The following is a 23,357-nucleotide window of genomic DNA, read 5'->3' as shown; positions in this document are numbered from 1 at the left end:
TTTCTTTATTGCATATTGATATTATCATTTTTTATCACTAATTTCAACACAATTATCATAAATTATCTTTTTTTATCACAAATTTTCTTAAAACGCACAAAAGAGAGTGATGTTTTTAGGAAGAGTGGGTTCATGCATAAAATAAAAATAGAGATCAAATCCCTGCTCTATTAGCAAAGTTCTGATCTCTAATAATATTACACAACATCCCTTTTGAATGAATCTTTTACAGTTAAATCAATTCAAATTTTTGTTCCAAAACTTCTTTTGAATTTGGACCAACATATACAATAAAATCGCCTGGCTCAGTCTTGAACAGTAACTCTTTTGTATAGAAAGACAATTGTTCTTTAGCTAAGCAAAACGTAACTTGCTTTGTTTCACCGGCAGCTATCGCTACTTTTTTAAATGCTTTTAATTCTTTTACAGGTCGCACAACAGACCCTGTCACATCTTGAATATACAGTTGTACCGTTTCAAGCGCTAGACGATCTGAACCATTACTTACTTCAACTGAAACTTCAAGCTCTTCATGCATTTTTTCAGCACTGATTTGCAAGTTTGAATAATTGACTGAACTATATGATAAACCAAACCCAAATGGATAGAGCGGCTCATTCGGACAATCTAAATATTTCGAAACAAAGCGTCCTTTATGTGTTGGACTGCTTAATGGTCGACCTGTTTTAAATTCATTATAGTAAATAGGAAGTTGTCCCACAGCGTAAGGAAAACTAATACTTAAGCGACCCGAAGGATTTGTTTTACCAAAAATCATATCTGCTAACGCATTTCCACCTTCTGTACCAGGAAACCACGCTTGAATAATCGCATCTACTTGTTGAACTTCTTTCGCTAATACAAGAGGTCTACCACTAATTACAATTAAAACAGTCTTTTTATTTAATTTAATCATCTTCTGTAGAAATTCTTGTTGAATTTTGGGTAGCGTAATATCTGTACGACTTCCTGCTTCACCGCTTTGCATCGTGTGTTCACCTAAAGCAAAAACGATAGTCTCAGCTTGTTCAGCTAGAGCTAATGCCTTTTTAAGCTCCAATTCCTGCTCTTTTTTACTTAATCCAGTCTGTTCAATTTGATCTTTCGTTACGCCAAACTCCCCTAAAAATTGATAATCTTCAAGCATATCACAGCCCTGTGTGTAGAATAAATGATCAGAATCAAGATACTGCTCGAATCCTTTCTTGATAGTTACCACATCACTACCTTGTCCATGGACTGCCCATAAACCAATTAGCTCTTGATTATCCCCATAAGGTCCAACAAGTAATACTTTTTCTTGGTTTGCTGCTAACGGAAGAACCTCTCTGTTATTTTGAAGTAAGACTAGGGATTCTGAAGCTACTTTCTTCGCTAAACGACGTTTTTCAGGTGTTAAGAAACTTTGTTGTTCCCTTTCTTGACTGGCCCCTCGATAAGGATCTTCAAACAAACCTAAATCATTTTTTAATTTCAACACTCGGTAAACAGATTGGTTCACAAGTTCCTCACTAATTTCACCTGCTTCAAGTAATGGTTCTAGTTCCTTCGCATAACAAGGCGTTTTCATATCAATATCCGTAGTTGCTTCAATGGCTAATTTCGCTGCTTCGCGATCATCTTTAGCAACTCCATGCGCAATCATTTCTTGAATCGCAGCATAGTCAGAAATAATCACGCCATCAAAACCCCATTCTTGGCGCAAGATTTCTTTTAATAAAAATTGGTTCCCAGTCACAGGAATACCATCATACGTATTAAATGAAGTCATCACTAATTGACAACCTGCATCTACCGCAGCTTGATATGCTGGTAAATAGTCTTGTCTTAAGCGAAGCTCTGACATATCTACGGTGTTATACTCTCGACCACTTTCTCCTGCACCGTAGGCCGCGAAATGTTTCACGCAAGAGGCGATCCCACCGCCATTAGCAAGATCTTTTTGTAACCCTGTCACCATTGCTCGTGCAAATGCCGCATTCAAGACAGAATCTTCTCCCGTTGATTCTAAACAGCGTCCCCAACGAGCATCACGTACTAAGTCAACCATTGGCGCAAATGTTACATGCGCTCCGGCAGCATTTGCTTCTTCAGCAGTTTCTTGATAAGCCGCTTCAATCAACGACGGATTCCAAGTAGCTCCTAAGCCCAAAGGAATCGGAAAAATGGTTCGATAACCATAAATAATATCAGCCATAAATAGTAATGGAATTTTATGACGACTTTTTGCTAAATAACGTTCTTGAATTTCTTTTGTCTTTTTAGCACCTGTCACATTCAAAACAGATCCTACTTGATCAACAATTTTTTGATCAATTCCCAATTTTTTTTGTGGTCCAACCGCTAATTGGTCTGCATGAAAAAAATCGCCTGAAAGTTGCACTAATTGACCTATTTTCTCTTCCCAAGTCAATGTTTCAAGTAATTCTTTTAGCATTGCTTCTTTCATAGTTACGCCTCGTTTCCTTGTTCTTGTAAGTATGTTTTCTTATCTAAACGTTTAAACCATGGATACCATAAAATCGGTGATAAAATTAACTGAATTACAATTTGTAAAATGATGACCGATACACTACCTTGAACAGCCGCATGAAAACCAATTGGTAAGCCAAAAATTGCTTGAACTCCCACGAACCTAGAAACTAAACCAATTTTAGTTAAGATATATGCTAAAATTAGTCCAATACTATTATTGAAAATAAAAGGAACTGCTAAATCAAAATTCAAAACCAACGGCATCCCAAAAATAACTGGTTCTGTGATTCCAAAAAATGCTGGTAATATCGAGATTTTAGCTACTTCTCGATACTGTTTACTTTTAGCACGTACCATCAATAATACTAATCCTAAAACCATCCCACCAAAAGTAATGATATTAAAAAAGGCTAATCCAACAATATTTGGCGGTACTTGACCAGCAGTCACAGCATTCATGTTTTCAACATCCATTGCCATCCATAGCGGTGTTACTAAAGGTAAAATTACATTTGTCCCATGAATTCCAAAGAACCACAGAATTTGTTGCAATAAACTCAATGCAATCATTGCACCGATTGAGCCACCAATTCCTTTTAACGGTTCTTGAATAATGGTATAAACAAATTGATGCATGTTCCCAAAAGAAGTCATTCCAAAACCAAAATCAATCAGAATAAATAAAATTCCAATCAAAACAGTTGGAACTAACGATTCAAACATTCTTGTCACCATTGGTGGAACACCATCAGGCATTTTTATAGTCCAACCTTTTCTTTTGATTGCTAAAAATAAACGACCCACAACTAAACCAACAATCATAGCTGAAAAAACACCTTGTGCACTTAGCCATGTCACTGGTAGCGCGGTTACTTCAGCTGCGGTTTGATCCAAAGGTGTAATCAATAAAAAACACATCAATGAAATAATTCCAGCCGCTACATAATCTTCTTTTTCATCTAATTTTCGTACCACATTGATAGCCATTAAAACAGAAATATATAATGCCAATGAACCGATTGTAAATGTATTTACTTTTCCTAATAAGGCAATAACTTGAGTATATTCTTGTAAGGTTTTAGACATATTCATAAACACAACAAGTAAAACAGCCACCGATCCAATAAACACAGGTCCTAATGTCGACATCATTGCACCAGAAATAGCTTGTAAATACGGATTGGTTCCCATTTTATCAAAAAAGGGACTCACTTTATCAAAAAAATCAATAATCTTTTTTTTCATTTCAATTTCTCCCAACTTTTTAGTAAGCGCTTTATTTTCTTTTAGTATATCGATTTTCACTACTCATTTCGGTACTAAATTCGTCTTCAAATCGGAAATTTAATGACTTTTTTATTTAAAGTATTTTTGTCGATACTGTTGTGGAGACAACGTATAGTGTTTCTTAAATACATTGTAAAATGATTTTACTGTAAAAAAGCCATTTGCCATTGCGATATCTAAGATTGTCATATCTGTGTCTCTTAATTGATAGTAAGCTCTCTCTAAACGAACTGTATTGACATATTCAGAAAAAGGAATACCCATATATTTCTTAAAAAAACGAGAAAAGTAGGCCGGATCATAATTGAAAGTACTAGCAACCTGTTCTAATTTCAATGGTTGATCATAATTCATTGCTACATAATCATTTACTTGCTTCAAGCGTTCTAAATACTTTAAACTTTTTATTGTCTTTTGAGTCGCTATCGGCATACTATATTCTCTAATCAACAAAGAAAGAAATTCTAAGGTCCGACTTTTGACTAATAAGTTTGTTGCTAGATCATTTTTTTGATAATCTCTAAAGATTTGATCAAGTAATAGCACAACTTTACTGTTTTTCACTTGCAAAGGACTTAAATTAAATAAAAATCGGTGACTATATTGGCTTTGCGTCATTTCTTTCAAAAAGTCCAATGGAAACTGCATCACAAACACTTCGTTTGGCAATGGACTTCTAGAAGAGTGGATAATATTTGAATTGATAAATAGTACGTCTCCAGATTCTAATAAATAAGTACTTTGAGGAAATCGAACTTCTAAATTCCCTTTTAGACAATATAATAATTCGGCACTCTCATGCCAATGCGTAGAAATCATTCGATCAGGATTTTTTGACGTAAAAGAAAACAGTTTAAATGGGTAATTTTTACTTAGAGAAATCATTTCGTATTTCATAAAGTCCCTTCTTTCTGTAATAGATAATAAAAAGCGTAAAATTAAGTAAATGAATTAAAACCAAAAGCTCGAATGACTTTTTAACTAAACATTTAACGGTATAAACCTACCTTAGTTTTCTTATTTTATCAAATGATGAATTCCTATTAAAATGTATTTCACACTAATTAAAAAAGTTACTAATCACAAAAATTTATCTCAATTTTCGTGATTAGTAACTTATTTTTTTGAAGATTACTGCTTATGACAAGACTACTTCAACGTTTATTTTTATAGTTAAAATGTTTAATCTTCCATGTACATCCATTTAAAGTCGTACTTAGCTCCTGTAGAGTGGTAAACGACATCTTTGGCTTTTTCAGAACGTAAATGAGCTTCTGCTTTTTGGTACAATGGAATTACTGCCATTTGATCCATAAATAATCTTTCCGCATCAATCATATCATTCCAACGCGCTTCGGGATTATTTGCATCAGTTGTTGCAGCTTTTTTGACTAATTCGTCATATTCTTTATTTGAATAATGACCTTTATTATTTGAAGCACCTGTAACAAATAGATCTAAGAAGCTACTTGGGTCTGCGTAATCAGCTCCCCATCCACTAACTGCAACTTCAAAATCTCCTTTTGACATACGATCCAAACGTACAGAGAACGGCACTGGACTTACAGTTACTTTCAAACCATCTAATGTATCAGAAAGTGTTCCTTGTAAATATTCAGCCATTTTCTTAGAATTATCAGTATCATCAACCAAGAGATCCATAGTTAATGTTTTAATTCCTAATTCAGATTTTGCTTTTTCCCAAGACTCTTTCGCTTTATCTACATCGTAAATTACTTGATTCCCAGCTTCTTTGGCAAAATCTTCATCGGTTGTTGGGCTACCAACTAAATCTTGTGGAACTAAACCAATCGGTGCTGTTGAACCATTTGCAATGATTTGATTAACCAATGCATCACGATCAATGGCATAAGAGATTGCTTTACGTAAATTTTCATTGCGATAAGGAGAGTTTTCATCTCTTTGATTTGTTTCCAAATAGAAAGTTGACGCTGCTTTCAACGTAATATAGTTAGGATCTTCTTTCATTTGCTCTGCTAATTCACCCGTTAACGGTACGTCATCTGCTTGACCGTCTTGGAAGAGATTTAATGAAGTTGGTGCTTCTTTCACAACATCAATAGCAACTTTATCAAGTTTTACGTTGTCTTTATCCCAGTATTTATCATTTTTAGTATATGACCAGCTTGTATCTGTACCAGGTCCGTCAAAATCTGTTAAAGTGAACGGTCCATTGTAAACAGCTTTATCACTATCTGTTGTATAATCCTTACCATATTTCTCAACAATATCTTGGCGTTGAGGGAAAAATGATGGGAAAGCTAGTAAGTAATCAAAATAAGGTGTTGGTTTTTCTAATGTAATTTCTAGCTCATAATCACTAACTGCTTTGATTCCAAGTTCTTTTTTATCCAGTTCACCCTTAGTGATTTTTTCAGCATTTTTGACTGGGCTAAACATAAATGCATATTCAGATGCAGTAGCTGGTTCTACTGTACGTTGCCACCCGTAAACGTAATCAGCTGCAGTAACAGGTTTGTCATCGCTCCATGTTGAATCTTCTCTTAATTTTACTGTATAAACCATTCCATCTTCACTCACTGTTGCTTTTTCTACAGCTCCAGCGGGTTGTGGTTTATTTTCCTTATCTAAACGATAGATTCCTTCATAGACGTTATTTATAGCCGTAAAACTTACTTCATCTGTTGCTAATGAAGGATCAGCACTCGGCATTTCTTGTCTTTCAATATAGTGAAAAACTTGTTCGCCACCTGCTTGATTTCCAGAATCATTTCCAGAGCTTCCACCACAAGCAACTAAAGCTAAACTGCATAGGGCCGTTACTCCAATTAACATCGTTTTTTTCAAGTTCATTCTAAAAAAACCCCCAATTATTTAAACGCTACTAGGGATAATAACAAAAATAAAATAATATAGCAAAGAATTTGAACCGAGCTTTCCTTAAAGTTATTTTTTCTTTCCATTAAATTAAAATTTAGTCTCAAAATAAAAAAAAGAGAAAAGCAACGAATAATCGTCCTTTTCTCTTGTTTATAACACAAAAAAAATTTTTTATTACTTGGCGTAATCAACTGCTCGTGTTTCTCTGATTACCGTTACTTTGATATGTCCAGGATAATCTAGATCATTTTCAATTTTCTTACGGATATCTCTTACTAAACGAACAGATTCTAAATCACTGATTTCATCTGGTTTAACCATGACACGTACTTCACGTCCAGCTTGAACTGCAAAACTAGAATCAACACCTTCAAAACCATTTGAAATATTTTCTAAGTTTTCTAAGCGACGAATATAGTTTTCTAATGATTCGCTGCGCGCACCAGGTCTAGCAGCTGATAGTGCATCTGCTGCAGCCACTAAGACTGAAATTACAGAAGTTGCTTCTACATCTCCATGGTGAGAAGCAATAGCATTCACAACAACTGAATTTTCTTTATATTTCGTAGCTAATTCAGCGCCAATCTCCACATGAGAGCCTTCAATTTCGTGGTCCAAAGCTTTTCCGATATCATGTAATAACCCTGCACGTTTAGCTAATTGGACATCTTCCCCAATTTCTGCAGCTAAGACACCTGTCAATTTAGCCACTTCAATCGAGTGGTTCAATACGTTTTGACCATAACTAGTACGGAAACGTAAACGTCCTAAAATCTTGATTAAATCTGGATGTAATGTATGTGCGCCTACTTCAAATGCTGCTTGCTCTCCGTATTCACGAATACGTTCATCCATTTCCTTGCGTGATTTTTCAACCATTTCTTCAATTCGAGCTGGATGAATACGACCATCTTGAATCAATTTTTCTAAAGTCATTCGTGCAATTTCTCTACGAATTGGATCAAAGCCAGATAAAACGACTGCTTCTGGTGTATCATCAATAATCAAGTCGATTCCTGTCAATGTTTCTAAGGTACGGATATTACGTCCTTCACGTCCAATAATGCGACCTTTCATCTCATCATTAGGTAAACTAACAACAGAAACAGTTGTTTCAGAAACTGAATCTGCTGCACAACGTTGAATCGCCAGTGAAAGTAAATTTTTTGCTTTACGATCTGATTCTTCTTTTGCACGCAACTCAGATTCCTTAACCATAATTGTTAATTCATGGCTCAATTCTTCCTCTGTTGATTTCATAATGACATCTCTGGCCTCATCTTTTGACAATGATGCAATCCGCTCTATTTCTTGATGTTGTTTCTCGATTAATTGTTCTACTTCATTCTCGCGCTCATCAATTAATTGCTGTCTAGCACTCAGTTTATCTTCTTTTTCTTCTAGTGAGTTTTCTCGTTTTCCAAGAGAATCATCTTTACGATCTAATGTTTGTTCTCTTTGAAGCAAACGATTTTCTTGCGATTTGATTTCTACTTTGCTTTCTTTCAACTCACTTTCAATTTCTGATCGATATTTCTGGTTTTCTTCTTTTGCTTCTATCAAAGCTTCTTTTTTCAGCGTTTCCGCTTCTTTTTTAGCTCCTTCAAGAATTCCAACAGCAGAAGTCTTAGCTCCTTCAATTGCTTTATCCTGACGTGATTTTGCAACGTAAAGACCTACTCCCAGCCCGACAATTAAACTAATGATAGCGAAGAGAATTGTTAAACCCATTGTTTTCCACCTCCATACTATCTTTTAAACTTTCAATATTCCTGTAGTTTCCTGATAAACTATAATCAATTATCACTAAGTCTAGCTACATAAATGTAAATAGACATAACTTTATTCTAATGTTTGTACACTAGTGTGTCAACTTAAAAAAGGCGATTCTAATGGAAGGTCGCTGATTATTTCTGACTAAATAAAAAAAACAGACTAAGACTAACTCAAAGAGTTAGATCTCAGTCCTATAAAATGCCGATAATTGTTTTTTCTAAACTTTTTTATACAGAGTCTTTCTACTCTTCTTCATCTAAAAGAAGCTCTTCTTGCCCTTCATTAGCTTCAACAATAGATGTTCCATCACCAATACCATAAGCATCTCTTACACGTTTAGAGACTTCTTCGACCATCTCAGGATGTTCTGTCATATAAACTTTTACATTTTCACGACCTTGACCAATTCGTTCTTCTTTGTAAGAGTACCAAGCACCACTCTTATCGACGATGTCTTTTTCAACCGCCATATCAAGTAGTTCTCCTTCTTGAGAAATTCCTTGCCCGTACATAATATCAACTTCAGCCACTTTAAATGGCGGAGCCACTTTATTTTTAACCACTTTAATTTTTGTACGATTCCCGATAATATCTGTTCCTTGTTTCAACTGTTCTGCGCGACGTACTTCTAAACGAACAGTGGCATAGAACTTCAAGGCACGACCACCAGGTGTTGTTTCTGGATTTCCAAACATCACGCCGACTTTTTCACGAATTTGGTTGATAAAAATAGCGATTGTTTTGGTTTTATTGATTGAGCCAGAAAGTTTACGCAAAGCCTGTGACATCAAGCGGGCTTGTAGCCCAACATGACTAGCGCCCATCTCACCATCAATCTCAGCACGAGGCACTAAGGCCGCTACCGAGTCAATAACAACAATATCAATCGCTCCACTTGATACCAATGCATCAGCGATTTCTAATCCTTGCTCCCCTGTATCTGGTTGAGATAATAATAACTCATCGATATTTACGCCTAATTTTTGCGCATATTGCGGATCTAAGGCATGCTCGGCATCGATAAAAGCCGCTGTTCCACCTTCTTGTTGCACAGAAGCGATTGCATGCAAAGCTACTGTTGTTTTACCTGAACTTTCAGGTCCATATACTTCTACAATTCGTCCACGAGGATACCCGCCTACACCCAATGCAACATCTAAGGCTAATGAACCACTAGGAACAGTTGAAACTTGTTGATCAATCTTCTCCCCTAATTTCATTACGGAACCTTTACCAAAGTTTTTTTCTATTTTTTTTAATGCAGCATCTAAGGCTACTTTACGATCGTCTGCCAATGAATGGTCCTCCTTATAGTGTAACTATCTATTCTCTTATTCGTAGGTCTATCATACTTGATATTAATTGAAAAATCAAGAAAAAGCGAACAAACATTCGCTTATTTTATTTTTCTTTAAAAATTGCTCTGCGAACGATATCCAAACCCTTCATCACAGCACTTTGGCGAATATAGCTGCGGTCGCGGTTAAAATAATATTGTTCGGCATATGTTTCTTTTCCTTTTTCTGCTAAACCAATCCAAACAGTTCCAGCCGTTTGACCTTCTAATTCATCTGGACCAGCGACACCAGTGAATGAAATAGCAAAATCAGTATCTGCTAACAGACGTGCCTTTTCTGCCATTTCAATGGCACATGACTCACTTACAGTGCCATTTTTCTCTAATAAATGACGTGAAATGCCTAAAAAATTAACTTTCGTTTCTAAAGAGTAGGTCACAAAGCCTCCTTTAAAGACTTCTGAAACCCCTGGCACATTGCCCAAAGTACTTTGAAACAGCCCGGCAGTCAGACTTTCTGCGGCTGTGATTGTTTTACCACTTGATTTTAATGCTTCTACAGTGACTTTTTCTAATGAATTATTATCGCCATAACCATAGAAATAATCACCAACTTTAGCCATAACTTCTTGTTCCATTTCAGCTAATAATTTATCCGCGGTAGCTTTAGTCTCAGATTTGGCGGTTAGTCTCAGTGTCACCTCGTTTGTTTTTGCATAAGGTGCAATCGTTGGGTTCGTTTGTTTTTCAATTAATTCAGCTAATTCGGTCACTAATTGTGACTCTCCAATGCCATAAAAACGTAAAACGACTGAATACAGTTTTTCTTTTTGAGGAAAGAGTTGTTCTAATAACGGTCGGGCGTTTTCAGAAAACATTGGCTTCATCTCACTAGGTGGTCCAGGTAATAATAGATACGTTGTTTGATCGTTTGTAATTAATGAACCTACAGCTAAACCGGTCGGATTTTGAACACCGTGTCCTCCTTCAATCATCAGTGTTTGTCTTAAATTATTTTCCGTCATCTTTCTCTTTGAGCGTTCAAAATAACGATGCAATTTTGCTAAGGCTTGCTCTTCTTGAACAAGCGAGCAATCAAGATATTTTGCTACGATATCTTTTGTTAAATCATCATCGGTTGGGCCTAAACCACCACATAAGACAATCAAGTCACTACGTTTGGTTGCTTCAGCGACTAAATTTTCCAGTCGAATCGGATTGTCTCCCACTACTGTATGATAATAAACATCAATCCCTAAAGCAGCTAGCTCTTCTGAAAGAAACGTTGCATTTGTATTCACAACTTGTCCTAGCAACAACTCTGTACCAACAGCAATAATTTCGGCTTTCACTTTTTTTCCTCTTCTCTAATAAGTTACGAATTTTATTCTATTTTCTATTTTATCATAGTCACTTTTTTTTAGCCTATCGTGTGATTGAAAAAATTGAATAAAATTCCTTTTCCACTTTTTTTATAAAACAAGATTAACTTAATATTTTTTTTATTTAAAATTGCTAAAAAATATCACACGTAATATAATTAATACAGAACTAATTATACTTTTTTAGAAAGGGAGAGAGAAGTGACAGGTATTTTGAATACAATTGTAGTGTTGGCCTTTTTAGGGTGTTTGAGTGGTATCGGATTTTTAATTTTTTCATTTATCAAAAAGAAACCGAAGAAACCTGTATTGATTGGTATTGCTGTTAGTTTTGTTGTGATGATAGTTGCTATTATTTTAAGTCCTGCCGAGGCAGTGCAATTAACGATTTCAGAAACAACTATTGAAACAAATGAAAACGGTATCGCTCAGATTAAAGGAACAACGAACAAAACTAGTAAAGTGACTGCTGATGGAGATGAAATAGAGAATGACGACGGTTCATTTGTCTATGACGTAACCTTGAAAGATGACGAGTCAAAAGAAATAACATTAGTTGCCAATAAAGCGGGGAAAGAAATAACTAAAACGGTCGAAATTAAGCCCTCAAAAAGTTTTGTTGCCCTCTTAAAAGAAGAAGAAATGGAAAAAAAAGAGCAAAAAATTTTAGCAGAGGCTGAAACAGCTCTAGCACTTGCTGAAAAAAATCCTACTTCAAAAAACTATGATGATGCCGCTACACTTGTAGAAAGCCTAAGTAAACAATATGATGAAATGGATGAACGCTTAGCGACGATTAAAGAAAATATCCCGATTTATGTCGCAGTTGATTTAGCCGAAAAAGAGCAAAATCGTCAAAAATTAGACTCAGCAACAGCCCTCGTTAGTAAAGCAACATTGAATAAAGAGGCTTTGGAAAAACGTCTAACAACAGTCAAAGAAAAAATCGAAGCAAAAGAAACAGCAGAAAAACAACTGACTAGTGCACGTGAAGCAGTAGAAAAAGCAGAACAAGAACCAAATGACACCAATTATGATCAAGCAATTGCTAAAATCAAGGCCATTCCAAATGGAAATACTGATCTAAGCAATCGAATGAATACAGTCAAGCAAACAATCGATGCACAAAAAGAAGAAGCAAAAAGAGTAGCTGAAGCCCAAAAAGCAGAACAAGAAGCTGCTAGTGCTCAGGCGACAGCTGATGCAGCCGCCGCAGCAGAAGCTCCAGTAAGTGAAATGGTTCTAGTTACGCCTACTGGCAAAAAATATCACAATCATAGATGTGGGAATGGAACCTACACCGAAGCCACGTTAGAAGCAGCTTTAGCACGCGGCTTAACTCCTTGTGCTAAATGTTACTAATACACTCTAATTATTTGCATTTAAAAGAAATCGGGATAAGATTTGCGTTTTAACAGACGTTCATCTTATCCCGATTTTAATTCATTTTTAGTTTTTAACTCGTTTTCTCAAAGCTCTGATTCCTTTATCCAATTCAGGGACAATCAAAATCAATAATCCACATAGGATAGAAACGCCCCACTCTAATAAGGTCAATGGTTCTGTATAAAAAGCAGTTTGCATAAATGGTACATAAGTCAAGATCAATTGTAAAATGATCATGATCCCAATGATCACGAACGCTTTTGGATTAGTAAAACTATTTTTTGAAAAGGCCGCTTTACTCGTTCGAATACTAAATAGGTAAAAAATCTTGCTGATAACAATAATATTCACCATCATCGTACTAGCAGTAATATGATCTGCGCCCATCGTCAACAACCAATCATACGACAGTAAACTGATAACGGCCATTAAAATAGAGACATATGCCATTTGGAAAACATCGTGGCGATCCATTAAACTACTTCCCGTTTTTCGTGGTTTCCGATCCATGATCCCAACTTCAGCTGGTTCAAAAATAAACGCAAATTGAATCGTGATTGCCGAAACCATGTTAATCCATAACATTTGTGTTGCTTGTAAAGGCATTTCTCTTTGAGCAAGAATCGTAAAAACAATAATCAAACCTTCTGCAAAGGAAGTAGGTAATAAAAATAAAATACTCTTCTTGATATTGTCATAAATTCGACGTCCTTCTGCAATGGCCCCCGACATTGTCGCAAAGTTATCATCCGTCAAAATCATATCTGCAGAATCTTTTGCTACGTCAGTTCCTTTGATTCCCATCGCAACGCCGATATCCGCTCGTTTTAAGGCTGGCGCATCATTGACCCCATCTCCTGTCATCGCAGTGACTTTTTTATTTTCTTGTAAGTATTCAACGATCTCTAATTTATTTTTAGGCGTTGTTCGTGCAAATACTTGGTGGGAAAGAACAGTTTGTTTCTTTTCTTCGTTTGATAGTTCATCCCATTCAGTCCCTGTTATCACCTGGATCGTATCAGCTAATCCTAATTTTTCACCAATCGTTTTAGCAGTCAATGGGTGGTCCCCAGTGATCATCTTGACTTCGACACCTGCTTGACGCATTTCTTGTAAAGCGCCGATTACTTCCTCTCGCGGTGGATCAATGATTCCAGCCAATCCAAGAAATTCAATTCCTTGCGCTAAACTTTCATGCGTTACTTCTGCTACATCATTTGCTACTTCTTTCACTCCAACGGCTACTACACGTTTTCCTTGTTCTGACAATGCAGTCACTTGTTTCGACCACTTTTCAGCTTTAAAATCGGGATTTTGTTTTTGAGCCATTGGAAATAACTTATCTGGCGATCCCTTAATAAAAATCAAGCGTTTCTTATTGTCTGTCCGTTCCACTAATTTCGCTATATAACGATAGTCCGAGTCAAACGGCAACATATCGACTTCTCGGTAATTCGTATCCATCTCTAAAGGATAAACTTTATGATACAACGTGATGAATGAACCATCTGTCGGTTCACCATTAATCGTCCATACGCCATTGTCTTTCATCAAAATCGTGTCATTCGCTTCAAATCCAGACTCTAAAAACAACTGCATCTTTTTCGTGATTTCAGCTGGTTTCCCTTGCGCCAAAATTTCCCCTTCTGGTTCATAGCCATTTCCACTTACTTCATAAACTTGCTCATCGATCATAATATCTTTGACGGTCATCTCATTTTTAGTCAGGGTTCCTGTTTTATCGGTCGCAATTATATCAACTGATCCCAACGTTTCCACGGCTGGCAATGACTTGACAATCGCATGGTTTTTCTTGGCCATCTCATTGACACCCATCGCTAGAATAACTGAAGTCGTCGCTGGCAATCCTTCTGGAATCGAACCAACGACCATGGTAACGACAGCTAATGATAAAGCCGAAAGAGAATAGGTCTGTAAAACAAAACCTAAAATAAATAGTAAGATAGCTGCGCCAATCACAACATAGGAAACACCTTTTCCTAACCCATCAATTTCTCTCATCAAAGGCGTTTTTCGTTGTTCTACACTGGTCACTTCCGTAGAAATTTTACCGATCTCTGTATTTTTCCCAGTGGCAACAACTACTCCGACACCACTTCCGTTCGTTACCGAAGTGGAAGCAAATGCCATATTGATTTGATCCGCTAACGGAACATTTTGTTCCAGTAATGCATCGGTTATTTTCTCAACGGAATCGGCTTCACCTGTCAAAGCCGATTCTTGGATACGTAAATTATCTGAATCAACGACCCGTAAATCTGCTGGCACATTGTCCCCAGCTTCTAAAAAGACGACATCCCCTAAAACAAGTTGTTCGGCAGGAATGTCTATCCGATTTCCATCACGGTAAACCGTCGCTTGCTTCGATAACATTCCTTTGATTTTTTCTAACGCATCTGATGCATTTGCTTCTTGGTAATAACCAATCAATGCATTTATAATAATCACTAATCCGATGATGAACGCATCTGAATAATGCCCCATGACCGTTGTTAATAACGCCGCAAAAATCAAAATATAAATGATCATATTTTGAAATTGACGAACAAATAACTGCCATTTAGGCGTCGTTTTACTTTCTAAGGCATTCGGTCCATATTCTAGTAATCTTTTTTCCGCTTCCTTACTAGCTAACCCTTGTTCAAAATCATCATTCGGATAAGCTTTTTTTAACTCTTTTAAATTGTTTGTGTATATTTGTTTGTCCATCATATTCTCCTCATAAACTTATTATTTAGGTATAACAAAAAAGCACCTTGTAATTTACAACGCACACAAATAAGCTATTCTACTAGAAAATATTGGACATTACGTTTAAAAATAAGCCTCTCCTCGTCATCCGAGTCTCCAGACATCCTGCGTCACCCCTTCTATACGTTAGTATATAAATATATATCATACTCTAATGGTAAATGTCAAGATTCTAAATTTTCTTTTTTCACCTAAAATCACAGATTCTTTTTATTGTTTGCTATAAGTTGTGACAAAAACTGCTAGCTTCAATCAATAACTTGAAACAACAGCTTTTATCACAAAGTTCATAAACAAAATATACTCGTTCACAATACAATCACTGCTAGTAAAAAGACAACTAAATCCAGGATTAACAAAGCAATTATTTTTCTTTTGATACTAGTTACTTTCTTTTTTTCTTCAACCGTCAAAAAACTTAACGTTCCTGTTCTTTTAAATAAATAGAGCGGTATTCCTGAACCATTTTGAGCCGTGGATGCAAGAAATGCCCAAAACTTTGGTTTATTCATATTTCTACTATTGGCATCGATCAAAATTAATTTATACATATAAAAAGCTAAACAGATCCCAGTAAAAACAATAACACTGAGCAATAATATCATTACTGCTATACTACTATTCATATCAATCACTCCCCATCGCTATATTCTTTTTATGATCAAGTAAAATAGATATCCTGTATTCACGACCACCAGAAACAGTAATGAATAACTAAATACTTGATTGCTAACAAACATTAGAGAAACAATTAGGCAACTATTGATAAAGAGCAATAGACAAAATAATTTTAAGCTTCGATTTTCATCAGTTGCTTTTTGGAGATGTTTGACCATTTCCTGATCCTCCTTTAGTAATGTATCTAACGAAACTTTGTAAATATCACTAATTAGGATCAAACTGCTAATATCTGGCAAGGTACGCCCTGTTTCCCAATTAGAGATTGTTTGTCTAGATACATGGATTTTTTCTGCTACTTCTTCTTGAGTCAGTTTTAATTCTTTGCGCCTTTTTTGCAATTTAAATGATAGCTCCATACTGTCCTCCTTTAAAATCAGTTTACCTATCTTCACACTATGATTCAGTCAAAACCTTTTATAAATCAAGTATATCTGACTATAAACCTGTTTTACATCCCTAAAATGCGCTGAAATTTAAAAATTTATTAGAAAAAAATGGCTTCCCTACGTTTGTTCCAACTTCTCCTCATTGTTTCAAACATTTACTTTTATAAGCTCTTAACTTAAACTAAGATTATATAAACTTTACAATGAGTAAAAATGAGCGAAAAGACACATGATTCAAAACTCTCAAAAAAAAACGTGAAATAAAAAAAAGGAATATCAGAGTTTTTTACGGTCATTCAATTCCCAATGATGATAAAAAAAGTGCAATCTGTCCCACCAAAAATTCTTTACCATGGAACAGCCAATAAATTTTTGAAAAGTATAAAAAAAGAAGGACTTATTCCAATGTCCAGACAATATGTTCACTTATCAGAAGATCTTGAAACAGCCACTTTAATAGGAAACAGAAAAAAACTATCCCAGTGATACTGACAATCGATACAGAAACAGCTACAATTGATGGCATCAACTTTTATTTAGGAAGTGAAAAGATTTGGTTAGCTGATCACATTCCTTCGAAATATATAAGTATCCAGACAAAGATTTAATATATTAAGAAATAAGCCATAGATCACGGAAAGTTGAACAACGTTTCGTAATCTGTCGCTTATTTAACCTATATCATAAAATAGTCAATCGAAATCGATAACTAATTAAAAAAAATTATCAGTCTTCCGCACTTCAAATCGTTTACTCGATTTCTTTAGATAGTAAAATGCTCAAATACGCACTAAAATTCATTATTCTTTTTTGGTATTTGTTTTGATTGCTAACCAAATAGCATAACCGTTAGCAAGTAGTCCCAATAGATAAACCGGCACTAATAACACTATATTGATTGAATTATATTGTAAACACCACAAAGAACTCATCATAAGTACAATCCCTACCGCAGTATAGATATTTTTCTTATTATTTAAGGCATAGTTTAGCGTACTTTTTTTCTTTTCTCGAATATGTCCTTTTTCTTTGTGCAACAGAATTTGGATTACTTGGATCAAACTGATGATAAACAAACTCCCGTTTAAAATAGTACCTCCTAGAAAACATATTTTTTTCATTATAGTCATGGCTTCAACTCTTTGAGTCAACCAAGATGTAGCTAACAACACTAAAAAAAAGAGCCATACTCCAAGAGAAAAAATTGCGGAAGTAAGCTGTTGCCCGTTTGTTTCACTAGAATCATTCTTGAAAAATTTTATTAGTTTTTGGTCCCCTTTCAGTAATTCATCTAGCGATACGTCGTAAAATTCACTAAGAGAAATCAATAAATCTAAATCAGGATAGCTTTTCCCTAACTCCCATTTAGAAATAGTTTGCCTTGTCACATGCAATTGATTAGCAACTTCTGTTTGGGTAAACCCTAATTGTTCTCTACGTTTTTTTATTTTTTCATTAAACTCTATTTTAGAATCATTCTCCTTTGAGAAATATTAAATCGCAAAAAAAGAACAATGTCTACAAAACCTATGAAATTTATAGCGCAACAAACTGTTGCATCAATACAAATAGTACTTTCACTATTGAAAGTAGATATGATATCAATTGAATATGAATAAACTTCAAAAAAATATACTCTCTATAAAACTGACTCGGAAATTTTTTCCAAATCTTTTTTATAGTGAGCATATTTCCAGCAGAAAATTATTTCGTTTTTCAAATTTAATTATTAAAATAGTATTTTTGGAACAATAAACTTATCTGATACACTCTAACAAGAATTTTTGATTACTAGCATTTAGTCTTGACCATGCATGGAATGACGCAGTATTAGTAACATGCCCACCTTTTGCATCTACAGCTAAATTAGAGTTTACATTAACAATTTGCACTGAATTCACTTCAAAATTATGCACTTTAGGTGCTTTTTCAATCCGCCATCTCATCGTTGGCATATCAGGATTGGCATCCCATAATTGTAATTTCGAGCCATTATAGCATGTAGAATTAGCTATTTCCATTGCTCTAAAATTAAGCACATCAAAGATCATAACTTCTCCATTACCAATATTCTTAAGATAAAATACATAAGAGGCATTATAACTATGTCGTCCACTCTTGAACGTGTTCCCATTAAAGCTTCTTCCATTTGCAGTATTCAGATAAAAAGGAGCATCTTTAAATCGTATTTGATACAAACCATCACTATAAAGTACTACTTGTTGAAGTCTATTTCTTGGATTTATTTCTTTATTGACATATCCTTGTACTTTTTCAGAAGCAATTCTATCATACTGAGCCACTTGTTCTTTAGAAATACCTACTTCAGCTAAACTTGCTGCTTGTGACTCCACAGATGAAAATGCAGCTGCTAAAAGAATAATCCCCAACACACATATACCTAACAAATATTTTCTAATTGACACTTAGATACTACCTCCTTGTTATTTTTAGAACGAAATAAATTACACTGCTAATTACAGTCTAACACTACACAATACAATGTCAATTAAAAAAAGAAAATAAATATCAGGATAAATCCCCCTTTTTTCTATTATAAAAAATTTTTAATTATTTATAATTAAAAACTAAATAAACATAAAAATTATAAAAATATCTTAAAAACGCAAGTAATCAAATATATTTCCAGTTTATTTTTCAAAAAGCAATGAAAACAACTCATCAAAAGATTTAAAAAACTATTTTTTTTATTAATTAATTTGATTTCCATACATATAATATTTCACAAAAAAATATAGCTATTTTTCATTCTCCACCACATCTCCCACTCTCTCACAAATAGAACACTTTGTTATATTATAATTTTCTGACCACTTATTTCTAAGCTAAATAAATTTTATATTCGGACTTCGTTAACAGTTTTTAATTGAACAAAATTGCCTGAGTTTTTTTGCTAGGTACCTTAGGATGGAATCGTTCCTCTCAACAAAAAACGTTTAGTACCCATTGAGACTACAGGACTAAACGTTTTTGCTCTATTTTTATCAAATAAATCACTCGTTAATCAATGAAAGACACTAATTCGTCGGCTTGGATAGTTTGCTGCAACAATTTCATCAACTAATGCTGTCGCATAATCAGCATAGCTGATATAACTTTTGCCTTCTGCATTTGTCGTAAATTCTTCGCCAGCAAAAGTATACACACCTGTTTTTTCTCCTTCAGCATCAAATTCTGCTGCTGGACTAATAAAGGTCCAATTTACATGTTGCGCATTTTTCAAAATCTGTAATGCTTTAGACATCGCTGTTGCTAGTGGTTTGAACGCATCTGGAAAATCTGGCGTATCTTTTAATTCTACCTTGTGTTCAGAATCGACAAACAAACTACCTGCTCCGCCAACAATAAACAGGCGAGTCGGTTGATCCTTCAAAATCGTTAGTAGATGTTCTGTGGTTGGAGAATACTGATCGACGTTATCACCCCAAAAACCTAAAGCACTAACCAAAACGTCGAAATTTTTAATGTCTTCTGTCGTTAAGCTCATCACATCTTTTTCGATAACGGGCGTACCATCAGTGATTTTATTGGCATCACGTACAATCGCAGTAACTTCAAAGCCTCTTTCTTTTGCTTCATTTAAAATCAAAGATCCTGCTTTTCCACTTGCTCCTAAGATTGCTACTTTCATTTCACTCTTCCTTTCCATCCTTAATGAAACTAAAATTGTTACATTTTATAATAAAAGAAAAGATTTGGTTTTACGTATGATATTGCCAAATCTTACTCATTTTCGTTGTTTAAACGGTAATTGTTTTTATTCGTTTATTCAAGCTTTCATCTCTTGGTGTTTCTCAATATTATGAATTACAGAAGCTAGAGAAATAGTTTTCAGTTCATCTTCCATCTGTTGTTGTGCTTTTGAAAAACCTTCTTCTAATACATCTTGGATATTCGCGCCAACGATACATTTCGGATTTGTATTTTGATGGACATTAAAAATTTCTCGGTCCAACTCTACCGCCTCATATACATCGTATAACGAAATTTCTTGTGGTTTCTTTAGAAGGTACGTGTTTGTTGCACCACGCATCGAATGAATCAAATTTGCTTTTTTCAATTGACTCATTAATCGCCGAACCACAACTGGGTTGGTATTTACACTACTCGCAATAAATTCTGAAGTCATTTGATCTGCGGGGCCTAATTCAATCAGACTCAAAATATGAACAGCAACGCTTAACTTTGTCGACATGGCCATGTCATTCACTCCAAACTATAGTAACTTCCTTAGTTACATTCAAATGATAACAAGAATTTATTTGTCTGTCAATAAAAAAGTTGTGGTTAGAGCGTATTTGAATGAACACACCCTAACCACTATTTCAGCTCTGCTATTGCTTTTTATTTAGTACACTCTTTTTTAAATCAGTGTTTTTTTCATAATTGTTCGTGTAATAAATTTTTCCGCTTCTACAATCACAAAGACAACTATTCCAGCAAGTAATGAAACTTTCAAGTGATTCCAGCCAATAACCGTTGTTCCTAACGCCGTATGCATAAATGGAGCAAAAATAAGTAGCATCTGCAACACAAGTAGAATAAACAAAGAAATCCACAATACTTTATTAGCAAGAATACTTTTATTGATTGAAAATTTTAGAATTTCTCGACAGTTAATCATATAAAAGACTTGTCCAAAAACTAATGTCATAATCAACGTTGTTTGCATGATTGGGGCACTTTTACCAAGATTTTCCAAAAAGCCATTTACGAAAAAGCCAAGACCAGCTAACAATAAAGAAACGTAAATAATTCGGAAAATAGCATACCCATTTAAAATGTTCTCCTTAGGATCTCTAGGCACACGTAACATCCCTTCTTTATCTAAAGGCTCAAAGCCCAATGCAAAAGATAAAGTAATTGTTGTTACCATATTCAACCATAAAATTTGAACTGAAGTTAGTGGTAGTGGGTTATCCAATAAAATCGAAATAACCACTAATAACCCTTGGGCAAAGGCAGTCGGTAAAGAAAAATAAATGGTTTTCTTTAAGTTATCATAGACCCTACGCCCTTCTTTCACTGCACTAGTGATGGTTGCAAAATTATCATCGGCTAAAACCATATCAGCTGCATCTTGAGTGACTTGCGTTCCTTTAATGCCCATCGCAATTCCAATGTCGGCTTGTTTTAACGCCGGCGCATCATTGACTCCATCACCTGTCATTCCAACGATTTGTCCATTTGCTTGGATTGCATTCACTAAACGTAATTTATGCTCTGGTGTAGTTCTGGCATAGACATCATTTTTTTGTACAAGTTCTTTTAATTCTGCATCTGATAACTCCTCGATTTCACTACCAACGACTGCTTGGTCATAATTTTCTAACCCAATTTCTTGGGCAATGGCTACCGCGGTGTCTTTATGGTCTCCAGTAATCATTTTCACTGAAATCCCTGCTTTTTGACTAATTTTGACCGCTTCAATTGCTTCTTTTTTCGGCGGATCGATAATTCCAAAGAGACCAATCAAGGTCATTTCTTCTTTTAAATCCGCATGAGTTAGTGAGTCTTTTTCTTTAGGCACTTCTTTAAAAGCGGCTGCTAAAATCCGTTGCCCTTTTTTGGCTTGCTCACCGATTTTCTGCTCCCAGTAACTTTCGTCAAACGTCTGTATCTCGGAATTTTCTAATTGATGCTCGACCATTTTTAATAAGACATCCGGCGCTCCTTTTAAATAGATGAAACGCTGATTGGCGACTTCGACTAAAGTTGCCATATATTTGTAAGAGGAATCAAAAGGAATTTTACTAATATCATGTTCATCTTCTACCATCGCCATATGATTGGCCCAATCAAGCAAAGCCCCTTCGGTTGGGTTTCCAATAACTTCTCGTTGGCCATTTTTATAAGTAATTTTAGTATCATTACAGTATAAAGCTGTCTCTATTAATTTTTTTACTGAATGATTTTTTTCGACGTCATTTAAATTGAGTTCTTGGTTTTTCATATCCTCAATAGGGAGTGTTTGATTGCCCGTAATGACTGAGACTACTTGCATTTCATTTTTTGTTAACGTTCCTGTTTTATCTGAACAAATAACGGCCATACTACCAAGCGTTTCAACTGCCGGCATTTTTTTGATAATCGCTTTTTGACGCGCCATTCTAGAAACACCAACTGATAAAATAATCGACAAAACAGCGGGTAATCCTTCTGGCACCGCCGAAACTGCTAATGCAATCATCGCAGAGACTAATTCAGTCCCAGTAAAATCACGAAAGAATAAACTGAAAATTACTAAGGCAATAATCAAAACGCTTAAAGCATAAAAAATTTGCTTATTTAAAACTTTCATTTTTTTAATCAAAGGTGTTTCATTATCCCCTACATTTTTTAAATGTTGGCTGATTTTTCCGATTTCTGTGTTATCACCCGTTGCAACTACAATTCCTTTACCTGAACCGCTATTCACTAACGTTCCTGAATAGACCATATTCGTTCGATCGCCCAAATCCATCTCTACATCAATCATCTTACTCTCTTTAGTAACTGGTGTGGATTCCCCTGTAAGAATCGCTTCCTCCACCACTAAATTATATGCTTCAAAAAGACGTAAGTCGGCAGGAATAATATCTCCCGGATTCAAAAAAACGATATCTCCTGTAACAAGTGTCTCTGCTTCTACCGATTCTTTTTCATTTGCTACTAAAACAACTGCTTCTGTGCTCATCATGGCACTTAAACTATCCAATGAACTAGCTGCTTTGGCCTCTTGGGCATAACCAATGATTGCATTGATCATCACAACCAATAATATAATTGACATATCAATAAAGTCACCACTGATTCCCTTAAGTACCGCTGCTGCTAATAGAACATAAATCAGTAAATCATTAAAGTGACTAAAAAACTTTTTTAACTCGCTTGCTTCCTTTTCTGTCGAAAGTAAATTTTTTCCATCTTTGTGCAAACGTTCAGATCTTTGCTCTTTTGACAATCCATTTTCTTTAGCATCTAACGATTCCATAATTTTTTCTTTACTTGTTTTATACCACTGCATTCGTTGTCCTCCTCTAGAGGGCATTC

General features: G+C 35.1%; 17 protein-coding genes. 2 read left to right on the top strand and 15 right to left on the bottom strand.

What is annotated here, in order from left to right:
• Positions 1-232: 232 nt before the first annotated feature.
• The 7 genes from bglX to ACYSNW_RS07535 form a co-directional block, all read right to left on the bottom strand.
• A complete protein-coding gene (gene bglX / locus ACYSNW_RS07565; protein WP_461743878.1) occupies positions 233-2,449 on the bottom strand; it encodes a beta-glucosidase BglX in 2,217 nt (738 codons plus the stop codon).
• Positions 2,450-2,451: 2 nt separating this feature from the next.
• The gene (locus ACYSNW_RS07560) at positions 2,452-3,720 is read right to left on the bottom strand and encodes a PTS sugar transporter subunit IIC (protein WP_461743877.1); all 1,269 of its coding nucleotides are present in this window, start codon (positions 3,718-3,720) and stop codon (positions 2,452-2,454) included.
• Positions 3,721-3,831: 111 nt separating this feature from the next.
• Positions 3,832-4,659, bottom strand: a complete 828-nt coding sequence (locus tag ACYSNW_RS07555; protein WP_461743876.1) for an AraC family transcriptional regulator — start codon at positions 4,657-4,659, stop codon at positions 3,832-3,834.
• A gap of 285 nt (positions 4,660-4,944) precedes the next feature.
• Entirely contained in the window at positions 4,945-6,597 is a 1,653-nt protein-coding gene (locus tag ACYSNW_RS07550; protein ID WP_461743875.1) for a peptide ABC transporter substrate-binding protein, read from the bottom strand.
• Between the two features lie 201 nt (positions 6,598-6,798).
• Positions 6,799-8,355, bottom strand: a complete 1,557-nt coding sequence (gene rny, locus ACYSNW_RS07545; RefSeq protein ID WP_461743874.1) for a ribonuclease Y — start codon at positions 8,353-8,355, stop codon at positions 6,799-6,801.
• Positions 8,356-8,642: 287 nt separating this feature from the next.
• Positions 8,643-9,695, bottom strand: coding sequence for a recombinase RecA (gene recA, locus ACYSNW_RS07540; protein ID WP_461743873.1), 1,053 nt, complete (start codon positions 9,693-9,695; stop codon positions 8,643-8,645).
• A gap of 106 nt (positions 9,696-9,801) precedes the next feature.
• The gene (locus ACYSNW_RS07535; protein WP_461743872.1) at positions 9,802-11,049 is read right to left on the bottom strand and encodes a competence/damage-inducible protein A; all 1,248 of its coding nucleotides are present in this window, start codon (positions 11,047-11,049) and stop codon (positions 9,802-9,804) included.
• Between the two features lie 231 nt (positions 11,050-11,280).
• On the opposite strand from ACYSNW_RS07535, the gene ACYSNW_RS07530 reads away from it, so the two are divergent.
• Positions 11,281-12,441, top strand: coding sequence for a hypothetical protein (locus ACYSNW_RS07530; RefSeq protein ID WP_461743871.1), 1,161 nt, complete (start codon positions 11,281-11,283; stop codon positions 12,439-12,441).
• An 87-nt stretch (positions 12,442-12,528) separates the two neighbouring features.
• Here ACYSNW_RS07530 and ACYSNW_RS07525 read toward each other — a convergent pair whose 3' ends face one another.
• The 3 genes from ACYSNW_RS07525 to ACYSNW_RS07515 all read right to left on the bottom strand — a co-directional run bounded on the left by ACYSNW_RS07525 (position 12,529) and on the right by ACYSNW_RS07515 (position 16,274).
• Positions 12,529-15,195: an HAD-IC family P-type ATPase gene (locus ACYSNW_RS07525; RefSeq protein WP_461743870.1), complete on the bottom strand. Its 2,667-nt coding sequence runs from the start codon at positions 15,193-15,195 to the stop codon at positions 12,529-12,531.
• A 350-nt stretch (positions 15,196-15,545) separates the two neighbouring features.
• Positions 15,546-15,863: a hypothetical protein gene (locus ACYSNW_RS07520; RefSeq protein ID WP_461743869.1), complete on the bottom strand. Its 318-nt coding sequence runs from the start codon at positions 15,861-15,863 to the stop codon at positions 15,546-15,548.
• An 18-nt stretch (positions 15,864-15,881) separates the two neighbouring features.
• Positions 15,882-16,274, bottom strand: a complete 393-nt coding sequence (locus ACYSNW_RS07515; protein WP_461743868.1) for a helix-turn-helix domain-containing protein — start codon at positions 16,272-16,274, stop codon at positions 15,882-15,884.
• Positions 16,275-16,610: 336 nt separating this feature from the next.
• Between ACYSNW_RS07515 and ACYSNW_RS07510 the strand changes: the two genes are divergently transcribed.
• Positions 16,611-16,790, top strand: a complete 180-nt coding sequence (locus ACYSNW_RS07510) for an RNA 2'-phosphotransferase (protein WP_461743867.1) — start codon at positions 16,611-16,613, stop codon at positions 16,788-16,790.
• Between the two features lie 314 nt (positions 16,791-17,104).
• On the opposite strand, the gene ACYSNW_RS07505 is transcribed toward ACYSNW_RS07510, so the two are convergent.
• The 5 genes from ACYSNW_RS07505 to ACYSNW_RS07485 all read right to left on the bottom strand — a co-directional run bounded on the left by ACYSNW_RS07505 (position 17,105) and on the right by ACYSNW_RS07485 (position 23,331).
• Positions 17,105-17,752, bottom strand: coding sequence for a helix-turn-helix domain-containing protein (locus tag ACYSNW_RS07505; RefSeq protein ID WP_461744108.1), 648 nt, complete (start codon positions 17,750-17,752; stop codon positions 17,105-17,107).
• Between the two features lie 309 nt (positions 17,753-18,061).
• Entirely contained in the window at positions 18,062-18,694 is a 633-nt protein-coding gene (locus ACYSNW_RS07500; RefSeq protein WP_461743866.1) for an RICIN domain-containing protein, read from the bottom strand.
• A 635-nt stretch (positions 18,695-19,329) separates the two neighbouring features.
• Positions 19,330-19,956 carry an NAD(P)-dependent oxidoreductase gene (locus ACYSNW_RS07495; RefSeq protein WP_461743865.1) on the bottom strand — a complete coding sequence of 209 codons (627 nt, stop codon included), beginning with the start codon at positions 19,954-19,956 and terminating at the stop codon, positions 19,330-19,332.
• 138 nt (positions 19,957-20,094) lie between these two features.
• Positions 20,095-20,526, bottom strand: coding sequence for an Rrf2 family transcriptional regulator (locus ACYSNW_RS07490; RefSeq protein ID WP_461743864.1), 432 nt, complete (start codon positions 20,524-20,526; stop codon positions 20,095-20,097).
• A 162-nt stretch (positions 20,527-20,688) separates the two neighbouring features.
• Positions 20,689-23,331: an HAD-IC family P-type ATPase gene (locus tag ACYSNW_RS07485; protein ID WP_461743863.1), complete on the bottom strand. Its 2,643-nt coding sequence runs from the start codon at positions 23,329-23,331 to the stop codon at positions 20,689-20,691.
• Positions 23,332-23,357: the final 26 nt, after the last annotated feature.

This window comes from Enterococcus sp. LJL99 (genome assembly GCF_054871725.1).
Note: the sequence above shows the minus strand (reverse complement) of the source record. Positions and strands in the feature narration are given on the sequence as shown.